Origin of the sequence: Pleurocapsa minor HA4230-MV1 (assembly GCA_019359095.1) — a bacterium.
GTDB classification, from domain to species: domain Bacteria; phylum Cyanobacteriota; class Cyanobacteriia; order Cyanobacteriales; family Xenococcaceae; genus Waterburya; species Waterburya minor.
In genome coordinates this window covers 242,917-264,580 of record JAHHHZ010000024.1, presented here as the reverse complement: position 1 = coordinate 264,580, position 21,664 = coordinate 242,917, and the positions used below count along the sequence as shown (strand labels likewise).

18 protein-coding genes are annotated in these 21,664 nt (G+C 40.6%); 6 read left to right on the top strand and 12 right to left on the bottom strand.

Annotation, left to right across the window (positions count from 1 at the left end; genetic code table 11):
• Window positions 1-147 precede the first annotated feature (147 nt).
• The 12 genes from KME09_16500 to rsmI all read right to left on the bottom strand — a co-directional run bounded on the left by KME09_16500 (window position 148) and on the right by rsmI (window position 14,862).
• Window positions 148-795 carry a hypothetical protein gene (locus tag KME09_16500; protein ID MBW4535538.1) on the bottom strand — a complete coding sequence of 216 codons (648 nt, stop codon included), beginning with the start codon at window positions 793-795 and terminating at the stop codon, window positions 148-150.
• Between the two features lie 102 nt (window positions 796-897).
• Window positions 898-2,919: an amylo-alpha-1,6-glucosidase gene (locus KME09_16495; protein ID MBW4535537.1), complete on the bottom strand. Its 2,022-nt coding sequence runs from the start codon at window positions 2,917-2,919 to the stop codon at window positions 898-900.
• Between the two features lie 275 nt (window positions 2,920-3,194).
• Entirely contained in the window at window positions 3,195-4,226 is a 1,032-nt protein-coding gene (locus tag KME09_16490; protein MBW4535536.1) for a glycosyltransferase, read from the bottom strand.
• A gap of 11 nt (window positions 4,227-4,237) precedes the next feature.
• The gene (locus tag KME09_16485) at window positions 4,238-5,218 is read right to left on the bottom strand and encodes a glycosyltransferase (GenBank protein MBW4535535.1); all 981 of its coding nucleotides are present in this window, start codon (window positions 5,216-5,218) and stop codon (window positions 4,238-4,240) included.
• Window positions 5,219-5,221: 3 nt separating this feature from the next.
• On the bottom strand, window positions 5,222-6,289 hold the full coding sequence (locus tag KME09_16480; GenBank protein MBW4535534.1) for a class I SAM-dependent methyltransferase: 1,068 nt from the start codon (window positions 6,287-6,289) through the stop codon (window positions 5,222-5,224).
• Window positions 6,290-6,332: 43 nt separating this feature from the next.
• A complete protein-coding gene (locus KME09_16475; protein MBW4535533.1) occupies window positions 6,333-8,315 on the bottom strand; it encodes a glycosyltransferase family 2 protein in 1,983 nt (660 codons plus the stop codon).
• Between the two features lie 102 nt (window positions 8,316-8,417).
• Window positions 8,418-9,197, bottom strand: coding sequence for an ABC transporter ATP-binding protein (locus tag KME09_16470; GenBank protein ID MBW4535532.1), 780 nt, complete (start codon window positions 9,195-9,197; stop codon window positions 8,418-8,420).
• 8 nt (window positions 9,198-9,205) lie between these two features.
• The gene (locus KME09_16465; GenBank protein MBW4535531.1) at window positions 9,206-10,012 is read right to left on the bottom strand and encodes an ABC transporter permease; all 807 of its coding nucleotides are present in this window, start codon (window positions 10,010-10,012) and stop codon (window positions 9,206-9,208) included.
• Between the two features lie 129 nt (window positions 10,013-10,141).
• Window positions 10,142-11,332: a Coenzyme F420 hydrogenase/dehydrogenase, beta subunit C-terminal domain gene (locus KME09_16460; protein ID MBW4535530.1), complete on the bottom strand. Its 1,191-nt coding sequence runs from the start codon at window positions 11,330-11,332 to the stop codon at window positions 10,142-10,144.
• 132 nt (window positions 11,333-11,464) lie between these two features.
• Entirely contained in the window at window positions 11,465-12,517 is a 1,053-nt protein-coding gene (locus KME09_16455) for a hypothetical protein (protein ID MBW4535529.1), read from the bottom strand.
• A 413-nt stretch (window positions 12,518-12,930) separates the two neighbouring features.
• Window positions 12,931-13,926 (bottom strand): hypothetical protein, encoded by a 996-nt coding sequence (locus tag KME09_16450; protein ID MBW4535528.1) that lies wholly within the window; start codon window positions 13,924-13,926, stop codon window positions 12,931-12,933.
• A 105-nt stretch (window positions 13,927-14,031) separates the two neighbouring features.
• Window positions 14,032-14,862: a 16S rRNA (cytidine(1402)-2'-O)-methyltransferase gene (rsmI, locus tag KME09_16445; protein MBW4535527.1), complete on the bottom strand. Its 831-nt coding sequence runs from the start codon at window positions 14,860-14,862 to the stop codon at window positions 14,032-14,034.
• A 161-nt stretch (window positions 14,863-15,023) separates the two neighbouring features.
• On the opposite strand from rsmI, the gene KME09_16440 reads away from it, so the two are divergent.
• From KME09_16440 to KME09_16415, 6 genes are all read left to right on the top strand, one after another.
• Complete coding sequence (locus KME09_16440; GenBank protein MBW4535526.1) at window positions 15,024-16,142, top strand: DNA cytosine methyltransferase; 1,119 nt, start codon at window positions 15,024-15,026, stop codon at window positions 16,140-16,142.
• Window positions 16,127-17,143 (top strand): NgoFVII family restriction endonuclease, encoded by a 1,017-nt coding sequence (locus KME09_16435; protein MBW4535525.1) that lies wholly within the window; start codon window positions 16,127-16,129, stop codon window positions 17,141-17,143. The genes KME09_16440 and KME09_16435 overlap by 16 nt, the downstream gene beginning before the upstream one ends.
• A gap of 241 nt (window positions 17,144-17,384) precedes the next feature.
• Window positions 17,385-18,143 carry a hypothetical protein gene (locus tag KME09_16430; GenBank protein MBW4535524.1) on the top strand — a complete coding sequence of 253 codons (759 nt, stop codon included), beginning with the start codon at window positions 17,385-17,387 and terminating at the stop codon, window positions 18,141-18,143.
• Between the two features lie 108 nt (window positions 18,144-18,251).
• The gene (lgt, locus tag KME09_16425; GenBank protein ID MBW4535523.1) at window positions 18,252-19,115 is read left to right on the top strand and encodes a prolipoprotein diacylglyceryl transferase; all 864 of its coding nucleotides are present in this window, start codon (window positions 18,252-18,254) and stop codon (window positions 19,113-19,115) included.
• 19 nt (window positions 19,116-19,134) lie between these two features.
• The gene (cobM, locus tag KME09_16420) at window positions 19,135-19,950 is read left to right on the top strand and encodes a precorrin-4 C(11)-methyltransferase (GenBank protein ID MBW4535522.1); all 816 of its coding nucleotides are present in this window, start codon (window positions 19,135-19,137) and stop codon (window positions 19,948-19,950) included.
• Window positions 19,937-21,634: a CocE/NonD family hydrolase gene (locus KME09_16415; GenBank protein ID MBW4535521.1), complete on the top strand. Its 1,698-nt coding sequence runs from the start codon at window positions 19,937-19,939 to the stop codon at window positions 21,632-21,634. The genes cobM and KME09_16415 overlap by 14 nt, the downstream gene beginning before the upstream one ends.
• Window positions 21,635-21,664: the final 30 nt, after the last annotated feature.

Below are 21,664 nucleotides of genomic sequence, written 5' to 3'. Positions count from 1 at the left end.
TCGGATAAGGAAATTTCGTAAGACGGAAATAGGAAATAAGAAGTCCTCTAAAGTCATGACTATCTAGAGTGTGATCGCGATGCGATTATATTATATTGTCTGACCGAAAAATGATCGCGATCGCATCCACCTTTTTAAGCAGATTTTCTAGCCGAAATCTGCTGCGGTTATGTTTGTGTCGGCAATATTTACGAGCAAACCAATCACATCATTATTTGTATTCAGAATTTCCGTATCTCCAGCGTTATCCTGAATAGTTAAGTCAGCAAAGGTTAAACCACTCCCTAAAGTAATTTTGTCTGCACCATCTACAAAATCCTGGATGTTACTTGAACCACCATTGATTAAGACAAATGTGTCATCATTTGCACCACCAAATACTATATTGTTACCAGTACCTCCCTCAATTCGATCTGCACTAGCGCCACCTTGAAGAACATCATCACCTGCCGATCCTGTTAAAGTGTCATTGCCATTACCGCCGAATAAAGTATCATTAGCTGACTCGCCGAGTAGTCGATCTTTATCATCACCCCCGATCAGTTGATCGTTACCCGATCCTCCTCTGAGGGTATCATTATCTTCACCACCATCTAAGAGATCATTTTCGGTACCTCCAATTATAGTGTCCATATCATCGTTACCAAACAAAGCATCTGACCCCGCGTTGCCCTGAATACTATCATCTCCATCCGAAGCAAACAGAAAATCATCATTTGCAGCACCACGAATCGTATCTTCGCCTTCCGTTCCTTCAAAAAAGTCGTTTGCAGGAGTTCCAAAAATATTAGCCATGATTTTAATTTAAATCGTTATTCTGGTATGCAATTTCAGACTAGTCACAAAGGCAAAATTTCGCTTGCAAGTTTTAATCTTCGATACAAATCGTTAACCACTTCAGCTTACTGAATTATTCTGATTCACTGTCAAAAGCCATGTCCGTAAAACCTCGGCTACACTCCAGGCTTGAGCAAAGCAACCTCTAGGAGTAAAAGGTACATCACCATCAAAAATTTCGCTAATGTTGCCAACACAGCCAGTATTAAGATGATCGGCCATCGGCTCAATAAAACTGCGAGCTAGTTGGGGATCTTGATATACCTGTAAATGAGCTTGAACATAATGACCAATCAGCCAGCCCCAAGTAGTACCCCGATGATAGCTAGCGTCTCGTTGTAATCGATCGCCTCCATAGATGCCAAGGTAATTTTTGTCCCCAGGATCTAGCGATCGCAAGCCAAAGGAAGTTAGTAATTTTTGTCCGACTCGATCTACTACCATTTGCTGTTGCTTTGGTTGTAGGGGCGTTTGTGTAGGGGCGGTTCGCGAACCGCCCCGATTGGGTAATGACACCGCAAAAATTTGATTGGGGCGAAAACTGGCATCGTTACCATCAGGAGAATCAATTACGTCATAGCAATAGCCACCCTCTGCGTACCAAAATTTAGCGAAGTGCGATCGCGTCTTGTCAGCCAGTTTTTGATACTCGCCATCAGGTTGCTCTAACACTTGAGCAAAATACACCATACAGCTTAAAGCGTTATACCACAAAGCGTTGATTTCAATCGGCTTGCCAATTCTGGGGGTAACGACCCAATTTTCTACCTTTGCATCCATCCAAGTAAGCTGTACTCCTGTCTCTCCCGCATAAATTAGACCATCATCGTCCAGATGGATGTTATAGCGAGTTCCCTGAATATGCCAGTCAATAATCTCTGCCAACAGAGGAAATAGTTCGGCAATCAATTCACGATCTTGGGTTGCTGCATAATAATTACGGAGCGCCTCAAAGTACCAAAGTGTCGCATCTACGGTATTGTATTCAGGAGTTGTCCCCGCATCGGGAAAGACATTGGGCAACATGCCACGATCTACATACTGAGCAAAGGTGCGGAGAATCGTTTGAGCCAGATGATAACGTCCTGTGGCGATCGCTATTCCTGGTAGACTAATCATGGTATCCCTACCCCAGTCAGTAAACCAAGGATAACCAGCAATTATAGTTTTACCGTGGGGATTATCGGCGACAGGACGATCCACCACAAACTGATCGGCAGCTAATACAAGTTGCTTAATCCATTGAGGTACAGAGTTGAGTTTATTTTGAGTAGTAAAAAGCTCGATTAATTGGCGATCGCATTTTCTCTTGTCTGCTTCTGTGACCGTCTGCCGATTTGCTTCGGTACTGGCAATTATAGTGATGGTATCTCCTGGCTCAAGTATAGTCTCAACCGTTGCTGCCTGAAGATGAGCGTCAAGGGGATTTAATCCCCGATACTGTTCAACTGCTAGAGCAAAATTGTGATACCAGGTGTTGTTAATTGACCAATCAAGGTTATCTGGATTATTTAAAAAGGCTGATAAATATAGACTACGAGCATCAGAACCAAGTTTGATTTCTAAACCCTGTTGCCTCGGCTTAATCTGCGCTTGGGCATCGCTATTTGTCCCACCATGATGGTTACGATAGTTCACCAAGGCTTTAAGGGATAAGCTTAGAGGTTGACTACCTCTTTGATAGTGATAGCGAATATAGGTGGTGTTTTCCCCTTGCTGCATCCAGATCCGCTTTGATAACAATCCATCAGCAAAAGCAAAATTCCAGACTGGAGTTGTTCCTTCTAGATGAAAACTTTCAATCTGAAGATAACCTTCAGGCGCAATGATATCATCAACCCAACGATTAGCAGCTAGTGCGTAAGCTTGGGCGTTATAGTTAACCGTTTCCTCTAACTTGGTCAGCAGTAAAGTTCTCGCGACAGGTGGTTCTAGGGCAGCAACTAACAAACCATGATAGTTTCTCGTTAAGATTCCCGCGATCGTTCCCGATCCATAACCACCAATACCGTTAGTAATTAACCATTCTCGCGACTCGGCAATTTCGCGGTTACTAGATACTTCTCGTCCAAACTGGATCATCGTTTTATAGTCATTCTACCTAGAAACCATGTGAATCATAGAATCTATCAAGATTTTTGGTAAATCCCCTGAATATTATGTGGACAAGGTTTTTATGACTTTTGACTTTTGACTTTTGACTTTTGACTTTTGACTTCTGATATCAAGTATGGATAATGACTTTAAATAGAGTGATTCCCCAAGTCCCCAAGTCCCCGACGCGAAGCTAGTCCTTTAGGGCAAGTCCCTAAATTAAAACATTTAACTGTTCATCCGAACCTGATATGACTCGTAGATTATGTCTTAGTAATTCCCACCCAGTTTTTGATTTGAAACCAGCGACTACGAAGCTTCCAAAACTTACTAGTTTCCATGGCCTCAATCATTGCCCTAGCCTCTCTTAGCTGCACCATAGCACAATCTTCAGTGTTGATTTCCAGGTGTCGTGGCATACCAAAAACGGTGTCTACATCCTCGTGTTGCTCGATGAGTTTCACAAATTTTTGCCTAAAATACTGCGCCAAGATATCCGTATAGATATTGGTAGTATTAATCATAGAAGTTGGATGGACGCGATAAGAACTCAAAATTTGGGGAATCAACTTAGCATCATAGCCAGATTGAGCCAGGTTGAGCCATAGATCGTAATCTTCCCAGCCTGACCAAGCGATCAGCATCAGTTCGGTAGAGTAACCACCTAGCCTAAGCAAAATATCTTTCTTAAACATTGCCATGGCATCGATGTAAGGGCCATTGAGTAATTCGCAGACATCCCACTCATAAAAAGAGTTTAACCCAACACCTTCCCCTGTTTTGTTGCTAAAGCAGTTGATAATACCATAGACAGCAGCACAACCCGATTCATTAATTCCCTGATACAAAACTTCTAAGCAATTGGGATAAATCCAGTTATCTGCATCCAAAATAAACACAAAAGGAGCGCGAGCTATGTTTAAGCCACAATTACGGGCATCAGCAAGACCAGTATTGTAGACTTTTTTGACTAGGCAAATTGGAGTATCGACCTGGTGAATATATTCTTCTACCAAGCTTGCAGACTTGTCGGTAGAACAGTCATCAATAACTAAAACATCAAAGCCACCAGGTAAACGATCTTTTACTGTGGCACAGACGCTATCCAAACATTCTTGAATATATTCTGAGTAATTATAGAGCGTGACGATTACTGTAACACTGGGAGCCGAACACTCATTGTATGCTGCATTGGCTGACAAAACCCAAGGTTCTTTTCCCAAGAAAGAACACAGCTTGGACATTTCTAACCTAGTACCCATGATCTGCCGTTTAGCGGAATTGATGCTTTCCATACTATTTATATTTATACCCTTTGAAGTTCAACGATGTTTTCAGTTTGCTGTTCTAGTTTTTGTAAGATAGATGTGCAAAGAATACTAGTATTGAATTCTTGGGTAACAAATTCATAGGCTTCATTGACAATTTTAAGTCGCTCTGATTCATGTTCGAGATAATATTCGCATTGGGCAGCAATGTCATCTAATTCGGTAATAATTAAGTGTTTGCCGTTGACGAGTGGCTCGATATAGTCGCTAGTTTCGGAGATCACCAAACAACCGTTAGCGATCGCCATGATCACCCGTAACCATTCAAAATAAGTGTTGTTGTTGGCGTGAACATTGACCAGGATCTTACATGAGCGTAATAGACGATTGCGATCGTGGTCGGCAAAGAAACCTTTTGTATGGGAGAACTTGGGCTTTTCTAGACGAGTAATCACAATATTACTCTTATATTGGTTAAATAGGGCTGCATTATGAGATAAAAATAATTCTCGCTTGCGGGAAATACTACCTAAGAAGAGGAGATCGAAAAGGCGATCGGGTGGATTATGAGGATCGATACCTGCTTCAAAACAGGAGGCATAGCCTAAAGGCGCATGAACAGTAAAGATTCCCCGTTGGCGATATTCTAAGGCGGTATGTTCTGTGATATCTAATACACCCTTAGCAGAGGCGGCACGCTTGCAAGCCATCTCAAACCAGTGGGTAAGTGGTTGCTCGGCACTAAGTACATACACAGCTTTTAAAAAGTCTTTAACTTTTTCGCCAGGCTGAAGTTTAGGTTCAAGGAATAGGTTGAAAAACTCATGCGGTGCAATTACCACTTGAATTAGTCCTGGCTTTGGGTGGGTAGAAGGCAGCTGATCGACCTTAATCTGCGATTGAACGCCATTATTTTTAAAGCCTTCATGAAAGATCTCGGCAATCTCAATCATGAAGTGATTGCCTAAAGATGTCACGAACAGATGAACTGTATTGATTGATTGTTTATTAAGTCCCATAATCTACTTATTACTTTGACGATTCAGGTTAACAAAAAGTTTGAGCTTCAACCACTTACTTCTAAGCTTCCAGAATTTACTCGTTTCCATCCATTGAATGTTAGCGTTTGCCTGCTCAAGCTCATGTTTTAGCTCAGATTGTACTTGTTCTGATATCTGACTCTGCTGGAGCTGGGATTGTAATTGTTCAATGGTATTTTGACTCTGCTGGAGCTGGGATTGTACTTGTTCTGATATCTGCTGACTCTGCTGAAGCTGGGATTGTAATTGATCAATGGTATTTTGACTTTGCTGGAGTTGGGATTGTGCAGCCTGGAACTCTTTTTGCAGCCGATCATAACGATTTTGCCTGTCCGCCAGTCTTTCTTCTACAGTGCAAGGAACAGCTCGAACGACAAATTGTAGAGTATCAATATTTTCATCTTGTTGCATTCTGTCGATCATCTCGCTATCAAAATCATTAATGTTAATCTGAGGAACCAAATTATTATTAGCCAAAAATGGCAACTTAGTACTTTCAATATTTTTTAATAAATATCCAGAATTTTCTAGTAAAGCTTCAACAGTTTTTCTGGTAAAAAATCTGAGATGAGTATTATCTAAAATGCCAAATTCTGTGTATTCAAATTCTCCTTGTAACAGAGCCAGCCTAATTGCTCCATGGGCAATATTCGGGATCGAAGCTACCACATAGCCATCTTCTGTTAAAATTTCTTTGGTATCTCGCAAAATTTGCCAAGGATTGCGTAAATGCTCTAAAACATCACCAAAAATAGCAACATCAAATTGGCGATGGGGTAATATTTCCCGAACAGAAACAAAGTCCAAGTCAGCAACTATCACTTTTTGACAATACTGCTCCGCAACTTTAGCTGCCTCTGAATTAATTTCCACACCTGTGACAATACACTGTTGTTGAGTTAGTAACTGCGCAAAATAACCAGTCGCACAACCAAAATCTACGACCTGTTTATGATTACCAATTAAGCGCAACATTTTGGTTAAACTACTATTTTCATCTAACAAAGACTGTTCTAGATCTGGATAGTTTTTATTGCCGATCGCATCCATATTTCTCCAATTTATTTACAGTAAAATATATCACTAAACAAAATCAGATCTTGAGCCGATAGTCTTCATACTTTTTAGTTAAATTGGGATTATAGCAAGGATCGCGATCGCAGATTGGCGACCATTTTTGTCTCATATAATTAATTTCCTGGGCAAAACGGGCTTTTTTGACTGGCGTATCTTCAGAACCTCGGCTTTTAGATTCATAGTGATATAAAACTACGTGAGGAAGGTAAACATTATGATAGCCATGACTAATCAGTTTGAGACAAAAATCAATATCATTAAAAGCGATCGCCAATTCAGTTTCAAAACCCCCTACTAACTCAAATACTTCTCTACGACACATGAGACAAGCAGCAGTAACTGCGGAGTAATTATTGGTTGAAACCAATTGAGATATATAGCCTGGTACGGCAGCAGGAAAATTTTTATGACTATGTCCTGCCACACCACCAATACCTAAAATTACCCCCGCATGTTGAACGGTAAGATCGGGATATAGCAACAGACTCCCCACTGCGCCAATGGATTTTCTTTGACTTTGTTCCACCATCGCTTCAATCCAGTCTGGGGTAAGTATTTCTGTGTCATTATTCAAAAATAATAAATAATCTCCTTGAGCTTGCTCCACAGCATAATTATTGATCTGGGAATAATTAAACGGTATATCGTAATAGTAGGAGCGAAAACGTTGAGGCTCTTTCTGCTGCCAATATTTCAAGCATTGAGAGGTTTTCATTTCCACACTGGCGTTATCAATGACGATTACCTCATAGTTGGGATAGATCGTTTGGGCAAAGATAGATTTGAGGCAGGTATCCAAAGTATCGGCAAGATCTTTAGTCGGAATGATAATGCTTACTAGTTTGAAGTCGGAAATATCATAGCGAACGGTATATACCCCCGCAAAATCAGGGTGCATCACCACCTTTCCTGGTTCTTGACGACGAGCGATCGCCTCCTGAATAGCTTTTTGGGCAGCAAGAGCAGCATAGGGCTTGGCATCTGAATTTGCAGCCGTAGACTGAGGATGAATGCGCCAATGATACAGTACTTGTGGAAGATGAAATATGTGGTCAGTTTTCTCAGTTAGTCGTAGTACTAAGTCATAATCCTGACTGCCTTCAAAACCAACTCGAAAGCCGCCTACTGACTGTACTAAAGAGCGTCGATAAACTCCCAGATGACAAGTATACATGCGCGATAACATGGAATCAGGACACCAATCTGGTTTGAAAAAGGGAGTTTGGTGAATGTTTTCCCGATCGATTTTATCTTCATCAGAATAAATAAAATCTGCTTCAGGATTTTGGTTTAATAGCTTAACTATTTCACTCAAAGCATGAGGCGCTAATCGATCGTCATGATCTAGCAGTGCAACATATTCTCCTGTAGCAATTTCTAGAGCAGAATTGGAGGCTCGACAAATATGTTGATTTTGTTGATGGTAGACTATTTTAATTCGTCGATCTTGCTGGCAATAAGCTTCTAAAACAGTTTTGACATAGGGTTTAGTTGAGCAATCATCTACCAAACATAGTTCCCAATTAGGGTAAATCTGATCTACTACAGAAGCGATCGCCTGCTCCAAGAATTTTTGCTCGGGATTATAAACTGGTACAATAATACTAATCAAAGGTTGATAAGCTAATGCTAAAGTCTGGGTCTTAATATTGTCAAAATCTTGGGGACGAGGATAATGTTTTCTGAGCCATCGTTGATATTGGATGTCATTACTTATATTCGGTTCGTTAGTAATGAGGGCAGCATAATAAGATAATTTCGAGCTAGTTTTTCTAATTGCCTTTTTTAATTGAGACTTATAGGGAAAATAGCGCTTCGATTTTTGAACATATGCTAATAATGTGTGGCGATTAAGATTAATCAGCGGTGTTTTAGGGATAATTGATTGAATTGATTGTTTTGCTCTTGTTTGCTGTATAGCATTGCCATCGATAAGATTTAATTTATGCTTGAGTTTAAACCACTGACACCTTAAATGCCAGAATTTACTATTTTCCATTGCCCAAACGAGATTTTCGGTTTTTTCAATTTAATTTTGAGCGATTAATAACCAATTGTCTTGTCTAACAAGCTTAATAAGCTCGATCGGGTTTACAGTTATTTATTGATTAACTTGAGTTGGCAAAGATGAAGCTGTGCCTGTAGGGGCAACACATTCAAGATATTGATCGATCACATCTTGAGTCTGACCAATCATCTTGACTTGTCCCCGTTCGAGCCAAATAACTTTATGGCAATTCTCACAAATCATGTCCATCGAATGAGAAACCAGTAAAATTGTGACATCATCTCGCCAAAACTCGTTCATTCTTTGACGGCATTTATTTTTAAAGCTAATATCCCCGACGGACAATACTTCATCGAGAATCAGAATATTGGGGGTAACATCAGTGGCGATCGCAAATCCTAAACGAGCTGTCATACCCGAAGACAGACCTTTAACAGGAATTGAAGCGTATGTTTCCAATTCGGCAAATTCTAAAATTTCCTTGGCTCTTGACTTCATCTCCAGCTGAGAATAGCCCAACATGACCCCATAAAGGATAATATTGTCCATTACCGTCAATTCAGTGTCAAATCCTGCTCCTAATTCAATTAGAGGAGCAATCGCACCTTTGACCCGTACTGTTCCCGAGGTAGGCTGCAAAATACCCGAAATTAGCTTTAGCATGGTGGATTTACCCGAGCCATTCGCGCCAATAATACCGACCTTATCACCGCAATTAATGGTTAAATCAATATTGTCAATCACCATTTTTTTCGCAGGCTGACGATATTGACCGTTAAATAAGGAAAAAATTGTTTTTTTCAGGTCGTAAGAAAACTCTTCCTGAGTTCTGCGCCAGAGGGAAACACCATCTAATCTAATTGATTCTTGCATCATAATCTCTACAACAAATCCATAAACTGAGAACGCCAACGAGAAAATGCCACTAGCCCAATAGTGATTAAAATTAAACCACTAGCTAGACTATGGGTAATTAAGGTTAGATCGGGCAGGTTGCCTGAAAGAGCAATCTGACGAATACTTTCAATAATTGGCAAGATCGGATTAAAAATTAAAAATTGCCTGACCGTAACTGGAACAATGTCAGGAGGATAGAAAATTGGCGAACTCATGAAGAGAACAAAGATCAGTAGCTCATAAAAATAAGGCAGATCGCGAAAGAAAACATAAAGTCCACTCATCAACAAACCAACTCCAGTACAGACCAAAATTAAGCCCGTCAGGGGTAGGAATAAAGCGATCGTGTTCACCAGACTATGAGAAATAACTAAAGTAACAATAATTAATAAAGGTAAAGTACCTAATAATAGCTGAAATACGTTTGCGCCAATAGCTGCTAAGGGAAATATCGCTAAAGGTAGCCGAATTTTATTTACCATCGCGCCATTTTCGACGACGCTACTTAGAGCCATAGCCGTTGAGGCGGAAAAAAAATTGACTACCACCAAACCAGTAAATGCAGCTAATACATAATTTAGATTAGAGCCACCATAGTATTTAGCAAAAACAGCGCCAAAAATTGCCGTATATAGCCCTGTCATTGCCAAGGGATTGAGTAAAGACCAGTAGATCCCCAAAAAAGAACCACGATATCTTCGTTTGAGACTGCGCCTAATCAATACCATTAGTAGCTCTCGATACCAGAGCAAATTACTATTTTGTTGCTTATTTAAAAAAGATTTCACCATGTATTAACTGTTATAGCTATCTCGTATGGAGTGTATTCCTTAATCTGTCTCATGACAAGAATATTTAGCTATCTTTACTCAATTCATGTTGTCGGCTCATCTTCGAGAATCAATGTTTACCTCTACTGGTTACTCTGGCAACTTATATTGGGCGACGATTTTTTTAGCATATTCGGGGACGTGCTGCTCTAATTTCTGGGGATAATTACGTTTTAAATTAAGATAGTTACGAGTAAAGTGAGAATCAATGGAAAAACGCGCATATTCTAGTCCTTTAGGCCCAATTTGCTCAATTACCACCCCCATTAGCTTAGCAGCCCACATGGGCAGAGTTACACCCTTATCGTAGGCAGGAATACTTTGCTGTACGGCCTGATGGCGATCGCCTTTGGACATGACTGGTTGAGTGTCTAGCTGATCTCTAACTAGATCTAACATTTCTTTACCCGTTTCGTTACGCACCACAATCCATTGCCACTTAAAGGGCGCACCCATATAACCCACCACTAAGTCAGCTAGGGAATTAACATAATCAAAGCAACTCATACAAGAAGGAGCAAAGACATCCTTAAGCTGATTGGTTTTTAAACCAAAAAACGGTACTTTCTCGATTGAACCATCTTCATGCTTAAAGTGAATGCGAAAATCCTGCATAAACTCATAATGCACAACTGTTTCAGGGGATCTGCTGGTAGTATCGAGAAATTTTTGGAGACCCTGGCGACTAACATTATCTACACAGGGTGTACCCAAAATATAAAGCTTTTCTAAACCTAATTCTTGCTCCACTGCTCGCAAAGCTTGAATTTGACAACCAACCCCAATTACCAGCAGACGCTTTAGACCTGACTGCTCAATCTGCTCTAAGACATTGAGATTAGGGGAAAGAGTTGGCTTATTGACCTTAGCAGCCAAAACCTCAGCGGGAGTTCTGGCAATGACAGGGAAAGGTTGAAAACGATCTTCAGCGGTGTTTTGCACACAGACGACCCCTTCTACTAGACCCTGTTCTAACATCTGACAGGCGATCGCACTAACGATTCCCGTCCATTGCGCTCCCTCAATTGGCTGTTGTTTGCGAGCTGCCATCATTTCTTGGCTAACCCCAAAATACAGATCATCTTGATTATCTAAGTCTCGACTACGCCCATGTGCCAATATTTCCAATTCAGCAATCTGTTGATTGAGAAAAGCACAGGCATCTTTAACATAATGCACATAGTAGGTATCACAAAGCCCACACTCGCTACAGAGTTCCTTCGCAGGACGGCGACTACCAGGTTTTAATGCTTTTGCTTTTTGGTGAGGAAAAACAGTCATAGAGGAAGAAAATATTCATTAGGCAATAACTGTCACATTAAAACAATAGCTATTGGTAGTACAACTGTTGCAAAGTTTCGTAATGGAACTTGCCAATGATGATCAAAGATCTCCAAACAAGACAATTAGGTTTTAAAATTGATAAGAAAATCCTAAAGACACCACTGGATAAACACCTAGCAGATCTAGTTCGTCATTAAGATCTTCTTCTTCATTTTCTAATGTTCTATCGGCAGCAGCTTCCACCTCTTCCCGCAGTTCTGCGGGTATTTCAGCAGAAAAATTACTAGTCACTTCAGCTTCAGGAGAACCACCAAATACTACTCCCAAATTCCACCAAAATCCTAATCCTTTGTCAGCTCCTACGGGATTACCTCCACCGATTCCCACATAGGGAGCAGCAGCGTCGTTAATATCAATATCGGCATCAATAGTGGCCAAATTATCAATATTTAAGTCTCGAATATCAATATTCTCTCCATTAAGTTCCACTTCCCCTAGTTCATCGGCAACTCGGTCAGAAACATCTGCCGTACCTTCGATATTATTATTGCCTAAAATTAACCCCGCGCTGAGTCTAAAGCCAGAACTTTTAAATGGCTGAATATCAATCAGAGTAGAAACATTAAATAAATTCAAGTCTCCTTCGTAGTCAAATTCTGTTTCATTAACATCGATACCCGTTGTAAAAGCATTGAGTCCTACCCTGGCATTAAAATTAGGAGTAATTTTGCGAATTATACTCCCGCCAAGTCCTAGGGTACTGACTTCGGGAACAATTGCCCAACCGCTTTTGGAATCGGTAGTGCTGCTGTCAACTTGTGGTACAGGAATCTCAACAGGATTATTCTCTACTCCAGGTTCAGCAGAAGGAGTCACCCCTGAGCATCTAGAATTGTAAGGATAATTCTGACAAAATTGATCTAAATCTAATTCTCTTTGGGCTAATCCTTCCCTTGCTTGAGTTGTCCTAGTAAACTGACTCCCAAATGATGGTGATAATAAATCTTGGGCTTGAGTCGAAACTAATGGTTGAATTGAAGTGATTGGCTTAACTTGATTGGCTTTAGTCTGATGCGTATTTTTTGATTCTGCTGTTGCAGGTTGGGCTACAAAGCTAATCAAACCTAGACAGAATCCTAGGGAACTTGGGATTACGGAACTGTGTACCTTATTAGTCTTCACAAAATAATTACGCTAAGTTTAGTCTTATTTAAATTACCATTAATTGTTTTTTTGGCGCTGGTAAATCAAATAAAAAAGCTGATAGCTAAAAGCGCGAAAAGCGAAGCAGTGCGGTCTTGGGGGTCTCCCCCATTAGCAACTGCTTCAAGAAACCGTTGCGGGGGCGACGCGCGACGCGACGTAAGGAGTTAGTCCTTTAGGGAAGCTAGTCCTAAAGGATAAGCTTCGTGACCGTAGGGCGACGCGTAGCTAGTCCTAAAGGATAAGCTTCGCAAATACTTTAGTGAATCCTTTAGGGCAAATACTTTAGTGTTCCCCCCGTTGCCCTAAAGGGTACACCTTCGGATAAGGTTATTGAGCAAGAAGCTAAGAGCTAAAAGCTAAGAACTAAGAGCTATATGCGAAAATAAAGATTAAAACTGATAGGAAAGTCCGAAAGACAACACTGGATAAATACCCATAATGTCTAATGCTTCATTAAGGTCTTTTTCTTCATCCTTAAGCGCTTCATCGGCTGCTGCCACCACTTCCTCTCGAAGTTCCGCAGGGATATCTGTCGAAAAATTACTCGTCACTTCGGCATTAGGAGAACCACTAAATACTACTCCCAAATCCCACCAAAATCCGAATCCTTTACCAGGCTTGACGGCATTACCACCTCCAATACCTAAATAGGGAGAAACACCTTCATTAATCTCAATATCAGTATCAATAGAAGCCAAGTTTTCAATATTTAGGTCTCGAATATCAATGTCTTGACCGCCAATTTCCACTGTCCCTAGTTCATTAGCAACTCGTTCAGAAACGTCTGCCGTTCCTTGAATATTGTTATTACCAAAGACCAAGCCACTACTAAGTCTTAAGCCAACGTTTTTAAACGGTTGATAATCAACCAGAGTCGAAACATTAAACAAATTCAAGTTGCCTTTATAGTCATATTCTGTTTCATTGACATTAATATCCCTGCCAAAGTTATTGACGCCCAATTTCGCATTTAAATTAGGCGTGATTCTTTTGACTACATGTCCTCCAAGTCCCAAAGTGCTTATTTCGGGAACAATTGCCCAACCACTTTTGTTCTGCTCACTGGTAATTTTAGCTTGTGGAACAGGAGCTGTTTCAGGGGCATTTTCTAAATTTTTTGGCTCTTTAGTAGGATTTACTGAAGAACATTTTGAGTTGTAGGGATAATTTTGGCAAAATTGAGATAGGTCTAATTGTCTTTGGGCAATTATCGACTTGATTGGCTCAATAGATGGCGAAGTTAACAAACTTTGAGCTAGATTTTCTGGAGTCCGATTTTCTTTCACTGATTCTGCTATGACAGGCTGAGGTATACAACTCATTAGACCTAGACAAAACCCCAGAAAACCATTAATCACAATAGGATTTAAGCTATTATTGTCCACGAATATTGATTTAAATAAATTTGGATTTATTCAAATTAACATCGATTTTTTTGTTTGTAATGCATCTGTGTACTTCGATGTACGTGAATCTAACTAGTCGCCAAATTAAACATCGTCTATTTCTAATTGATATATTTCTCGTCTAGATAAAGAAGTGAGTTTGGCTAACTGGCGACTAGCCTGCGATCGCGTCATGCCTTGAGCTAATAACTGCTGTAGTTCCTGTTTTAATTCGGCTTGGGAGTTAATTAGACTAGTTTCGGCTGCTCCTTCGATCACCAGGGTATATTCTCCTTTTGGTTGACGCTCATTTGTATAAAGGTCGATCGCCTCGGCGATGTTTCCCCGCCAAAATTCTTCGTGTATTTTAGTCAATTCCCTGGCTAAAACGATCTCTCTACGATCGCCCACTACGGCAAGCAAATCTTGTAAAGTCTTCAAGATACGATGGGGAGCTTCATACAGCACAATGGTTTTAGTTTCGCTACGGAATAATTCTAATCTAGCTTGGCGATCGCTTTGTTTGAGGGGCAAAAATCCTTCAAAAATAAACCTGTCCGTGGGTAAACCCGATGCAGCTAAGGCACTAATTACGGCTGTTGGCCCAGGAATGGGAATTACGGTAATCTGATGGGCGATCGCTGCTTGGACTAATTCGACTCCAGGATCGGAGATACTAGGCATTCCCGCATCAGTAACTAAAGCTAGACTTGCTCCCTGTTGTAAACGGTTAATTAATTCTTGAATACGGCTGTGATGATTATGTTCGTTATAACTAATTTGAGGCGTTGAGATTGCTAGGTGCTGTAATAATTTACCCGTACGTCGAGTGTCCTCAGCAGCAATTAGATCTACTGATTGGAGAATACGTATCGCCCGTAAAGTAATATCTTCGAGATTCCCGATTGGCGTGCCGACTAAATATAATTTGCCCAATTTTAAATTACTTACCGTCTTAAATCTGCTAGTGTTTACTGATCATACTAGGATTAGCAGTGTTTCTTGAGGTAGAACGATTAGGCTTCCTTAAAGGACTAGCTTCGCGATCGCAAAATATATTAGGAAGAATCATTTTGTAGATTATATAGTCATAGATCTTGCATAATACTGAAACTACTATCAAAGCGATTAGGCAAGATTTTCCCGAACTATCTCAATTTATGACTCAGTTAACTATATTTGATGAACCACTATCAACACCAAAGCCTGAAGAAAAAATCAATGTTGTTTCTTTATTTTCAGGATGTGGAGGAATGGATTTGGGTTTTAGTCAAGCTGGATTTCGTATTCTCTGGGCAAACGATATCGATCAAAAAGCCTGTGAAACATACGCGAAAAATTTAGGCAAGCACGTTGTTTGTGGAGATATACAAGAAATTGATTACTCGACAATCCCTGACGCAGATTTGATTCTGGGTGGTTTTCCCTGTCAAGACTTTTCAATGATTTGGAAGCGTGGGGGAATTACAACTGAGCGGGGTAATCTATATCGAAACTTTGTCAATCTTGTCTCACTCAAAGAACCTTTAATGTTTATTGCCGAAAATGTTAAAGGTTTGATGACTGCTAACAAAGGTAAAGCCATTAAACAAATTATTGAAGATTTTTCTTTAACGGGACGATATGGATACGTAACTAAACCTTATCTAGTTAATTTTGCTGATTATGGAACGCCTCAGCTTAGGAAACGAGTATTAATTATTGGTATTCGGAAAGATATAAATCGTACTTTCGATCTGCCCAAACCAACTCACCAATGCGAAAATTATGTTTCGTCGGGTAAAGCACTTGATGGTGTTGAGAGAGTAAAACATAACAATGAACATCAAAACATTAAAAGTAGCACTGTTGAGAAGCTCAAGCTTATTCCTCCTGGGGGAAACTTTACAGATATTCCCCAAAATTCTCCTCATTATGTCAAAGGTATGATCTCCCACGTATACCGACGTTTAGATCCTGATAAACCTTCCACAACAATTATTGCTGCGGGAGGAGGCGGTACTTGGGGTTATCATTATTCTGAACCGAGACCACTAACTAATCGAGAAAGAGCAAGGCTTTTTGGCTACCCTGATGATTTTATTTTTGAAGGTACAATCACTGAAGTGAGAAGGCAAATAGGCAATTCAGTCCCTCCTGTTGGCATATTACCCTTTGCCCAAGCGATCAAACCTTATTTAGAAAAAGTAAAAGCAGAATTATGTTTACCAATTTAGCTGCTTTTGGCGGTAATTTTCTTAAGGTGCTTGATTCAGAGTTTAAAGAAGCTACAAACGTCACCATAGCTTCTGGTTATGCATCTCTTGATATCATTAACGCTTATAAGTCAGAATTTATTAAAATTGCTAATTCTGGTGGAATCTCTCGCTTGCTGCTAGGAATGGCTTTCTATGAGGGTTTGAGTCAGAAAAAGTATGATGCTCTGATTAAGCTTAACTCTAAACTTAAAGGCTACGGTAACGATTCTGGGGTATATGTTACAAATGGTAGACGCTATCACGGCAAGGTTTACTATTTTGAGCAAAAATCTGAATCAAGTATTTATGTCGGATCTTCTAACTTTTCTACTAGTGGCACAAAAACTAATATTGAGTGTACTTTACCTGTCACAATTCCTCAGCAACGAGAAGAGATTATTAGATTTCTGGAAGAGTTATATTCACAAGAATACGCCATAAAAATAGATCGAGCTGGGAATATTGTTTCAAGCAGCAAGAAAAAAGTTTTATCAACAATTGAAAACAAGTGGCAGAAATTAAAAAGATACGAACCTGAAACTATATCGAACAATAATCTGCCAAAATTTATTTTTCCTTTGTCCAGAGTAGCCGATATACCTAAGTCAAATTTGAATACTTATTTCGGCAAAGGTAGATTAAACACTGAGACAGGTATAGTCACACCGCGTCCTTGGTATGAAATTGAGTTGATAGCGAATAGAGATTTGATTTCACAAGTAGAATATCCCAAAGGTGATTTTATAGCTTATACCGACGATGGCTATGTCATACCAATGAGAACACAAGGCACTAACTATAAAAATATTCGCTCTAAAGATAGCCTACAAATATTTGGTATGTGGCTTAAAGGCAAGTTGGAACGTTGTGATGCTCTCAAAAAATACGAACCTATAACCCAAGAAACACTTGTAGAATATGGTTCAGACGAACTAGTGTTTTACAAAATTGATGAAGGTAAATACTACCTTGAGTTTTAGCCAGTGCTTTTTTCCCCGAAAATTAAGGAATACGTATCGCCCGTAAAATAATATCTTCGAGATTCCCTTTTTAAGTTACTTACCGTCTTCTAGATATACACAGATGTCTATCGATCATACTAGTCTGACCCTGAGTTTAAAACTTGGTTTGATCCGTTCTGAGATGGGCTATGTTAGAACGGGTTAATTAATCGTTCAATTTTGCAGTAAACAATTTTTTGCTCACTTTGGTTTAAATTTCATGAGTGCAAATAGTAAGTTAGGGGAACAACTAATTTCTCTACATCGGCAAAAATTTACTGGTATTTTGACCATCACAGCTCAAAACGAGCAACAGATGTGGGAGATGTTTTTTCACCAGGGAGAGTATTTGTGGACAGAAGGAGGATATCATGCCAATCGTTCTTGGCGGAGAAACTTTAATCATTATTGTCCTGGAGTGAATAAGGAAGTACTGCTACTGAGATATCAGCCCGAAATGCGATCGCCTCATTACTATTTGCTCAATGTATTGCTGCAACGAAAAATAATTCAACGAAAACAGGTTCAGGCTTTAATTGGTAATCTCAGCGCCGAAATTTTCTTTGATTTGCTACAAGCAGAATATACTGGAACTCTCAATTATAGTGTTGAGACTACTTCGGCTCATTATTTACTCAAGGCTGGCTTTAGTTTGTCGTTAATCTCGATTAATCTCCAACAAATTTTGTTTGAATCTCAAACAACATGGTCTACCTGGGGGAGCAAAGGATTAGCTTCTTGTTCGCCCCATCACGCTCCTCTACTCCATCGCGGTCAAGATTTACAGCAGCAGTTGCCAGACTTTATTTTTGCCAATATGTCTCGCTTATTAAATGGCAAGCAAACCCTGAGAGATTTGGCGCTCAGGATGGATAAAAATGTTCTAGATTTAACCTGCGGCATCATCCCCTATTTTTTCAAAGGTTATTTACGGCTATTGGAAATTGCCGATCTGCCTGATGCTCAAACCATGCGATAAACAAAGAACTTTAACAAAGACCTAATATATTTAAATTAATAAACCTGAGATAATATCTTTTAGAATAATATACTTAGCCTCAGCTCTATCTTGCCAACTTACACAGATATGATTTTTTCGGTTCAGTTTCAATCTCCTGGCCCAATTATTTTTGAGCTAGGCCCAATCGTGCTTCGTTGGTACGGTTTGTTGATTGCGACGGCGGTATTAGTGGGGATAACTTTAGCTCAATATTTAGCCAAGGCTCGTCGGGTAGATCCAGACCTTTTGGGAGATTTGGCGATTTGGTTGGTTATTGGTGCTATTCCCTGCGCTCGACTTTATTATGTTATTTTTCAATGGCAACAGTATGCCCAACGTCCCTGGTGGCATATGTTAGCGGTGTGGGAAGGTGGCATTGCGATCCATGGTGCAATTATTGGTGGGACGATCGCCACAATTATTTTTGCCCGTCTAAATCAGATTTCTGTGTGGCAGCTATTAGATTTAGTTGCGCCCTCGGTCATTTTGGGTCAAGCCATTGGACGGTGGGGTAATTTCTTTAACTCTGAGGCTTTTGGTAAACCGACAGATCTGCCTTGGAAATTATATATTGCTCCTCAATACCGTCCTTTAGAGCTAATTGACCGTGAATTTTTTCATCCAACTTTTCTCTATGAATCCTTGTGGAATCTGGGGATATTTGCCTTACTACTGTGGCTCTTTTTTTGGGGTTTAACCAGAGCTAATCGGCTCAAAACTGGTACACTCGCTGCGGTCTATTTAATTGGCTATAGTCTGGGTCGAGTCTGGATTGAATGGTTACGTACCGATAGTTTAATGATTGGGCCTTTAAAGATGGCTCAGGTGATTAGCTTGAGTGCGATCGCTCTTGGTCTCTTAATACTTGCCTGGCTGTATTGGTTAAGAAGACCCTTGCCTGATGTTGTTGCCAACTCAGATGCTCAAAAATCAGCTAACTACAGACCATAACTCATCAAATATTGATTGAATGAATTTAACTCAAATTACTCTAAAACCTGCGGTCTATATTATTGGTGCTGGGCCAGGAGATCCAGAATTACTGACTATTAAGGCATATAAAATTCTAATTCAGGCTGATGTCATTCTCTATGCTGATTCATTAGTACCTAAGCAGATTCTAGAGGATGTTCGCAGTGATGCCGAACTGGTGGCAACGGGTAGCAAAACCCTAGAGCAAATCATTCCCCTGGCAATTGAACGAGTCAGACAGGGTAAATCAGTTGTGCGTCTACATTCGGGCGATTTAACTTTATATAGTGCGATCGCTGAACAGATGCAGGCGTTTACTGAAGCAGATATTCCCTTTGAATTGATTCCTGGGATTAGTGCTTTTCAGGCTGCTGCTGCCAAACTTAGTACGGAGTTGACCATTCCCGAGCTAGTACAGACGATCATTCTTACCCGAGTTAGTGGTGAAGCCTCTGCTGTCCCCGAAACCGAAGAATTAGCCTCTCTGGCTGCCCACAAAGCTAGTTTATGTCTCTATCTAGCTGCCCGCCACATCGAAAAAGCACAGGATCAACTATTAGAACATTACCCCGCAGATACTCCCGTGGCAGTTTGCTATCGTGTGGGCTGGCAAGATGAGCAAATCTGGGTCGTACCTCTAACTAAAATGGCTGAGGTAACGAGGGAAAACAATTTAATCAGGACAACTTTATATTTAATTAGTCCTGCATTGCAACAGGCGGTAACGACTCGTTCACGTCTTTATCATCCCGAACACAATCATCTATTTCGACCAGTCAAAAAGTCTGAATTAATCATCAATGGTCAAAATTAGCAAACAGACAGTATCAATGCTGACTCGCGACAACGTGAGGCTGGATGCAGATATTTATCGTCCTGATACGCCAGAAAAGCTGCCAGTGCTTTTGATGCGTCAACCCTATGGTCGAGAAATCGCCTCAACGGTGGTCTATGCTCATCCCCGTTGGTATGCAGCCCAGGGATACATTGTCGTCATTCAAGACGTACGAGGAAGAGGAACATCACAAGGAGAGTTCGATCTTTTTACCCATGAAGTTGCCGATGGCTTAGATACGATTAACTGGGTGTCAAGCTTACCGTACAGCACTGGCAAAGTCGGGATGTATGGTTTTTCCTATCAGGGTATGACTCAGCTGTATACCGCTGCCCATCAGCCAGCCTGTTTAAAAGCGATCGCCCCAGCAATGGTAGCCTACGATCTACACAGCGATTGGGCTTATGAAAACGGTGCTTTTTGTTTATGGGCTAATCTTGCCTGGGCAATTCAACTGGCAGTCGAAACGGCGCGCCTTAAAGGAGATGAAGCAGCCTATTTAAAACTCAAAGCAGCATCCCATAATCTGCCCTTAAATGGCTCTATTGCTGCTAATCCTGAGTTAATGCAAGAATTAGCTCCCGACTCCTTTTATCATCAATGGTTGCATAATCCTGATGCTACTGCTGAATATTGGCAAAAGCGATCGCCAAAATATTGGTTAGATCGGGTAGATCTGCCAATGCTTCATGTTGGGGGATGGTTCGATCCCTATCTTCGGGGAACAATGAATCTTTATCAGGCAATGATTGCTCAATGTAGCCAACCCCAGCATCTCTTAATCGGGCCTTGGGCGCATCTTCCCTGGGGTAGTAAATTGGGTGAGGTGAACTATGGTGTGGAAGCGCAAAACCCAATTGACGAAATTCAAGTGCGCTGGTTCGATCACTGGTTAAAAGACATTGATACAGGATTACTAGAAGAATCAACTATCTGTCTATTTGAAATGGGCAGCAATAGCTGGCGAGAGTTTAATAGTTTACCTAGCGAGCAAACCACCTTTTACCTAGCGAGTGATGGTTTAGCTGGTGTCAGAGAAGATAGTGGCATGTTGTGGCAATACGAAGAGTTTGCCAATCCTTCTCCTCAAGAACTAATCGTTACCGATCTGGGCGAGATAGTTACTGAATTTGACAACAATACAGATATTTTAGTTCACGATCCTGGGCGACCAGTACCCGCATTAGGGGGACATGCTACCTATCCTAGTGGCTCTTTTGAGCGATCGCTTTTAGACTGTCGTGCCGATATTCTGACCTACACCTCCCCCGCTTTAGAATCAGATTTACATCTAACAGGAACAATAACCTTAGAAATCTACTACACGACTAATAATCCTAGCTTTGACATCTGTGCCGTCTTATCTACAGTAAATCCAAATGGAGCAGTATTTAACTTTACTCAGGGCTATATTCGAGTAGTTGCGCCAAATTCTCAGATCGACTCACTCAAAATCCCCCTACAACCAACCTGTATGTATATTCCAGCAGGCGATCGCTTACGTCTTAGTCTCAGTGGAGCTTGTTTTCCAGCTTATCCTCTCAATTCAGGCGATGGCAAATTACCTCATGAATCTCGTCAGATCGATCATGGCATCATTACCATCAAGATTCATTCAGGGGGTGACTATCCTTCTAGATTATCGATCGATGGTAGTGGTTAGTAGGTAGTAGTACAAAAACGACCTAACATT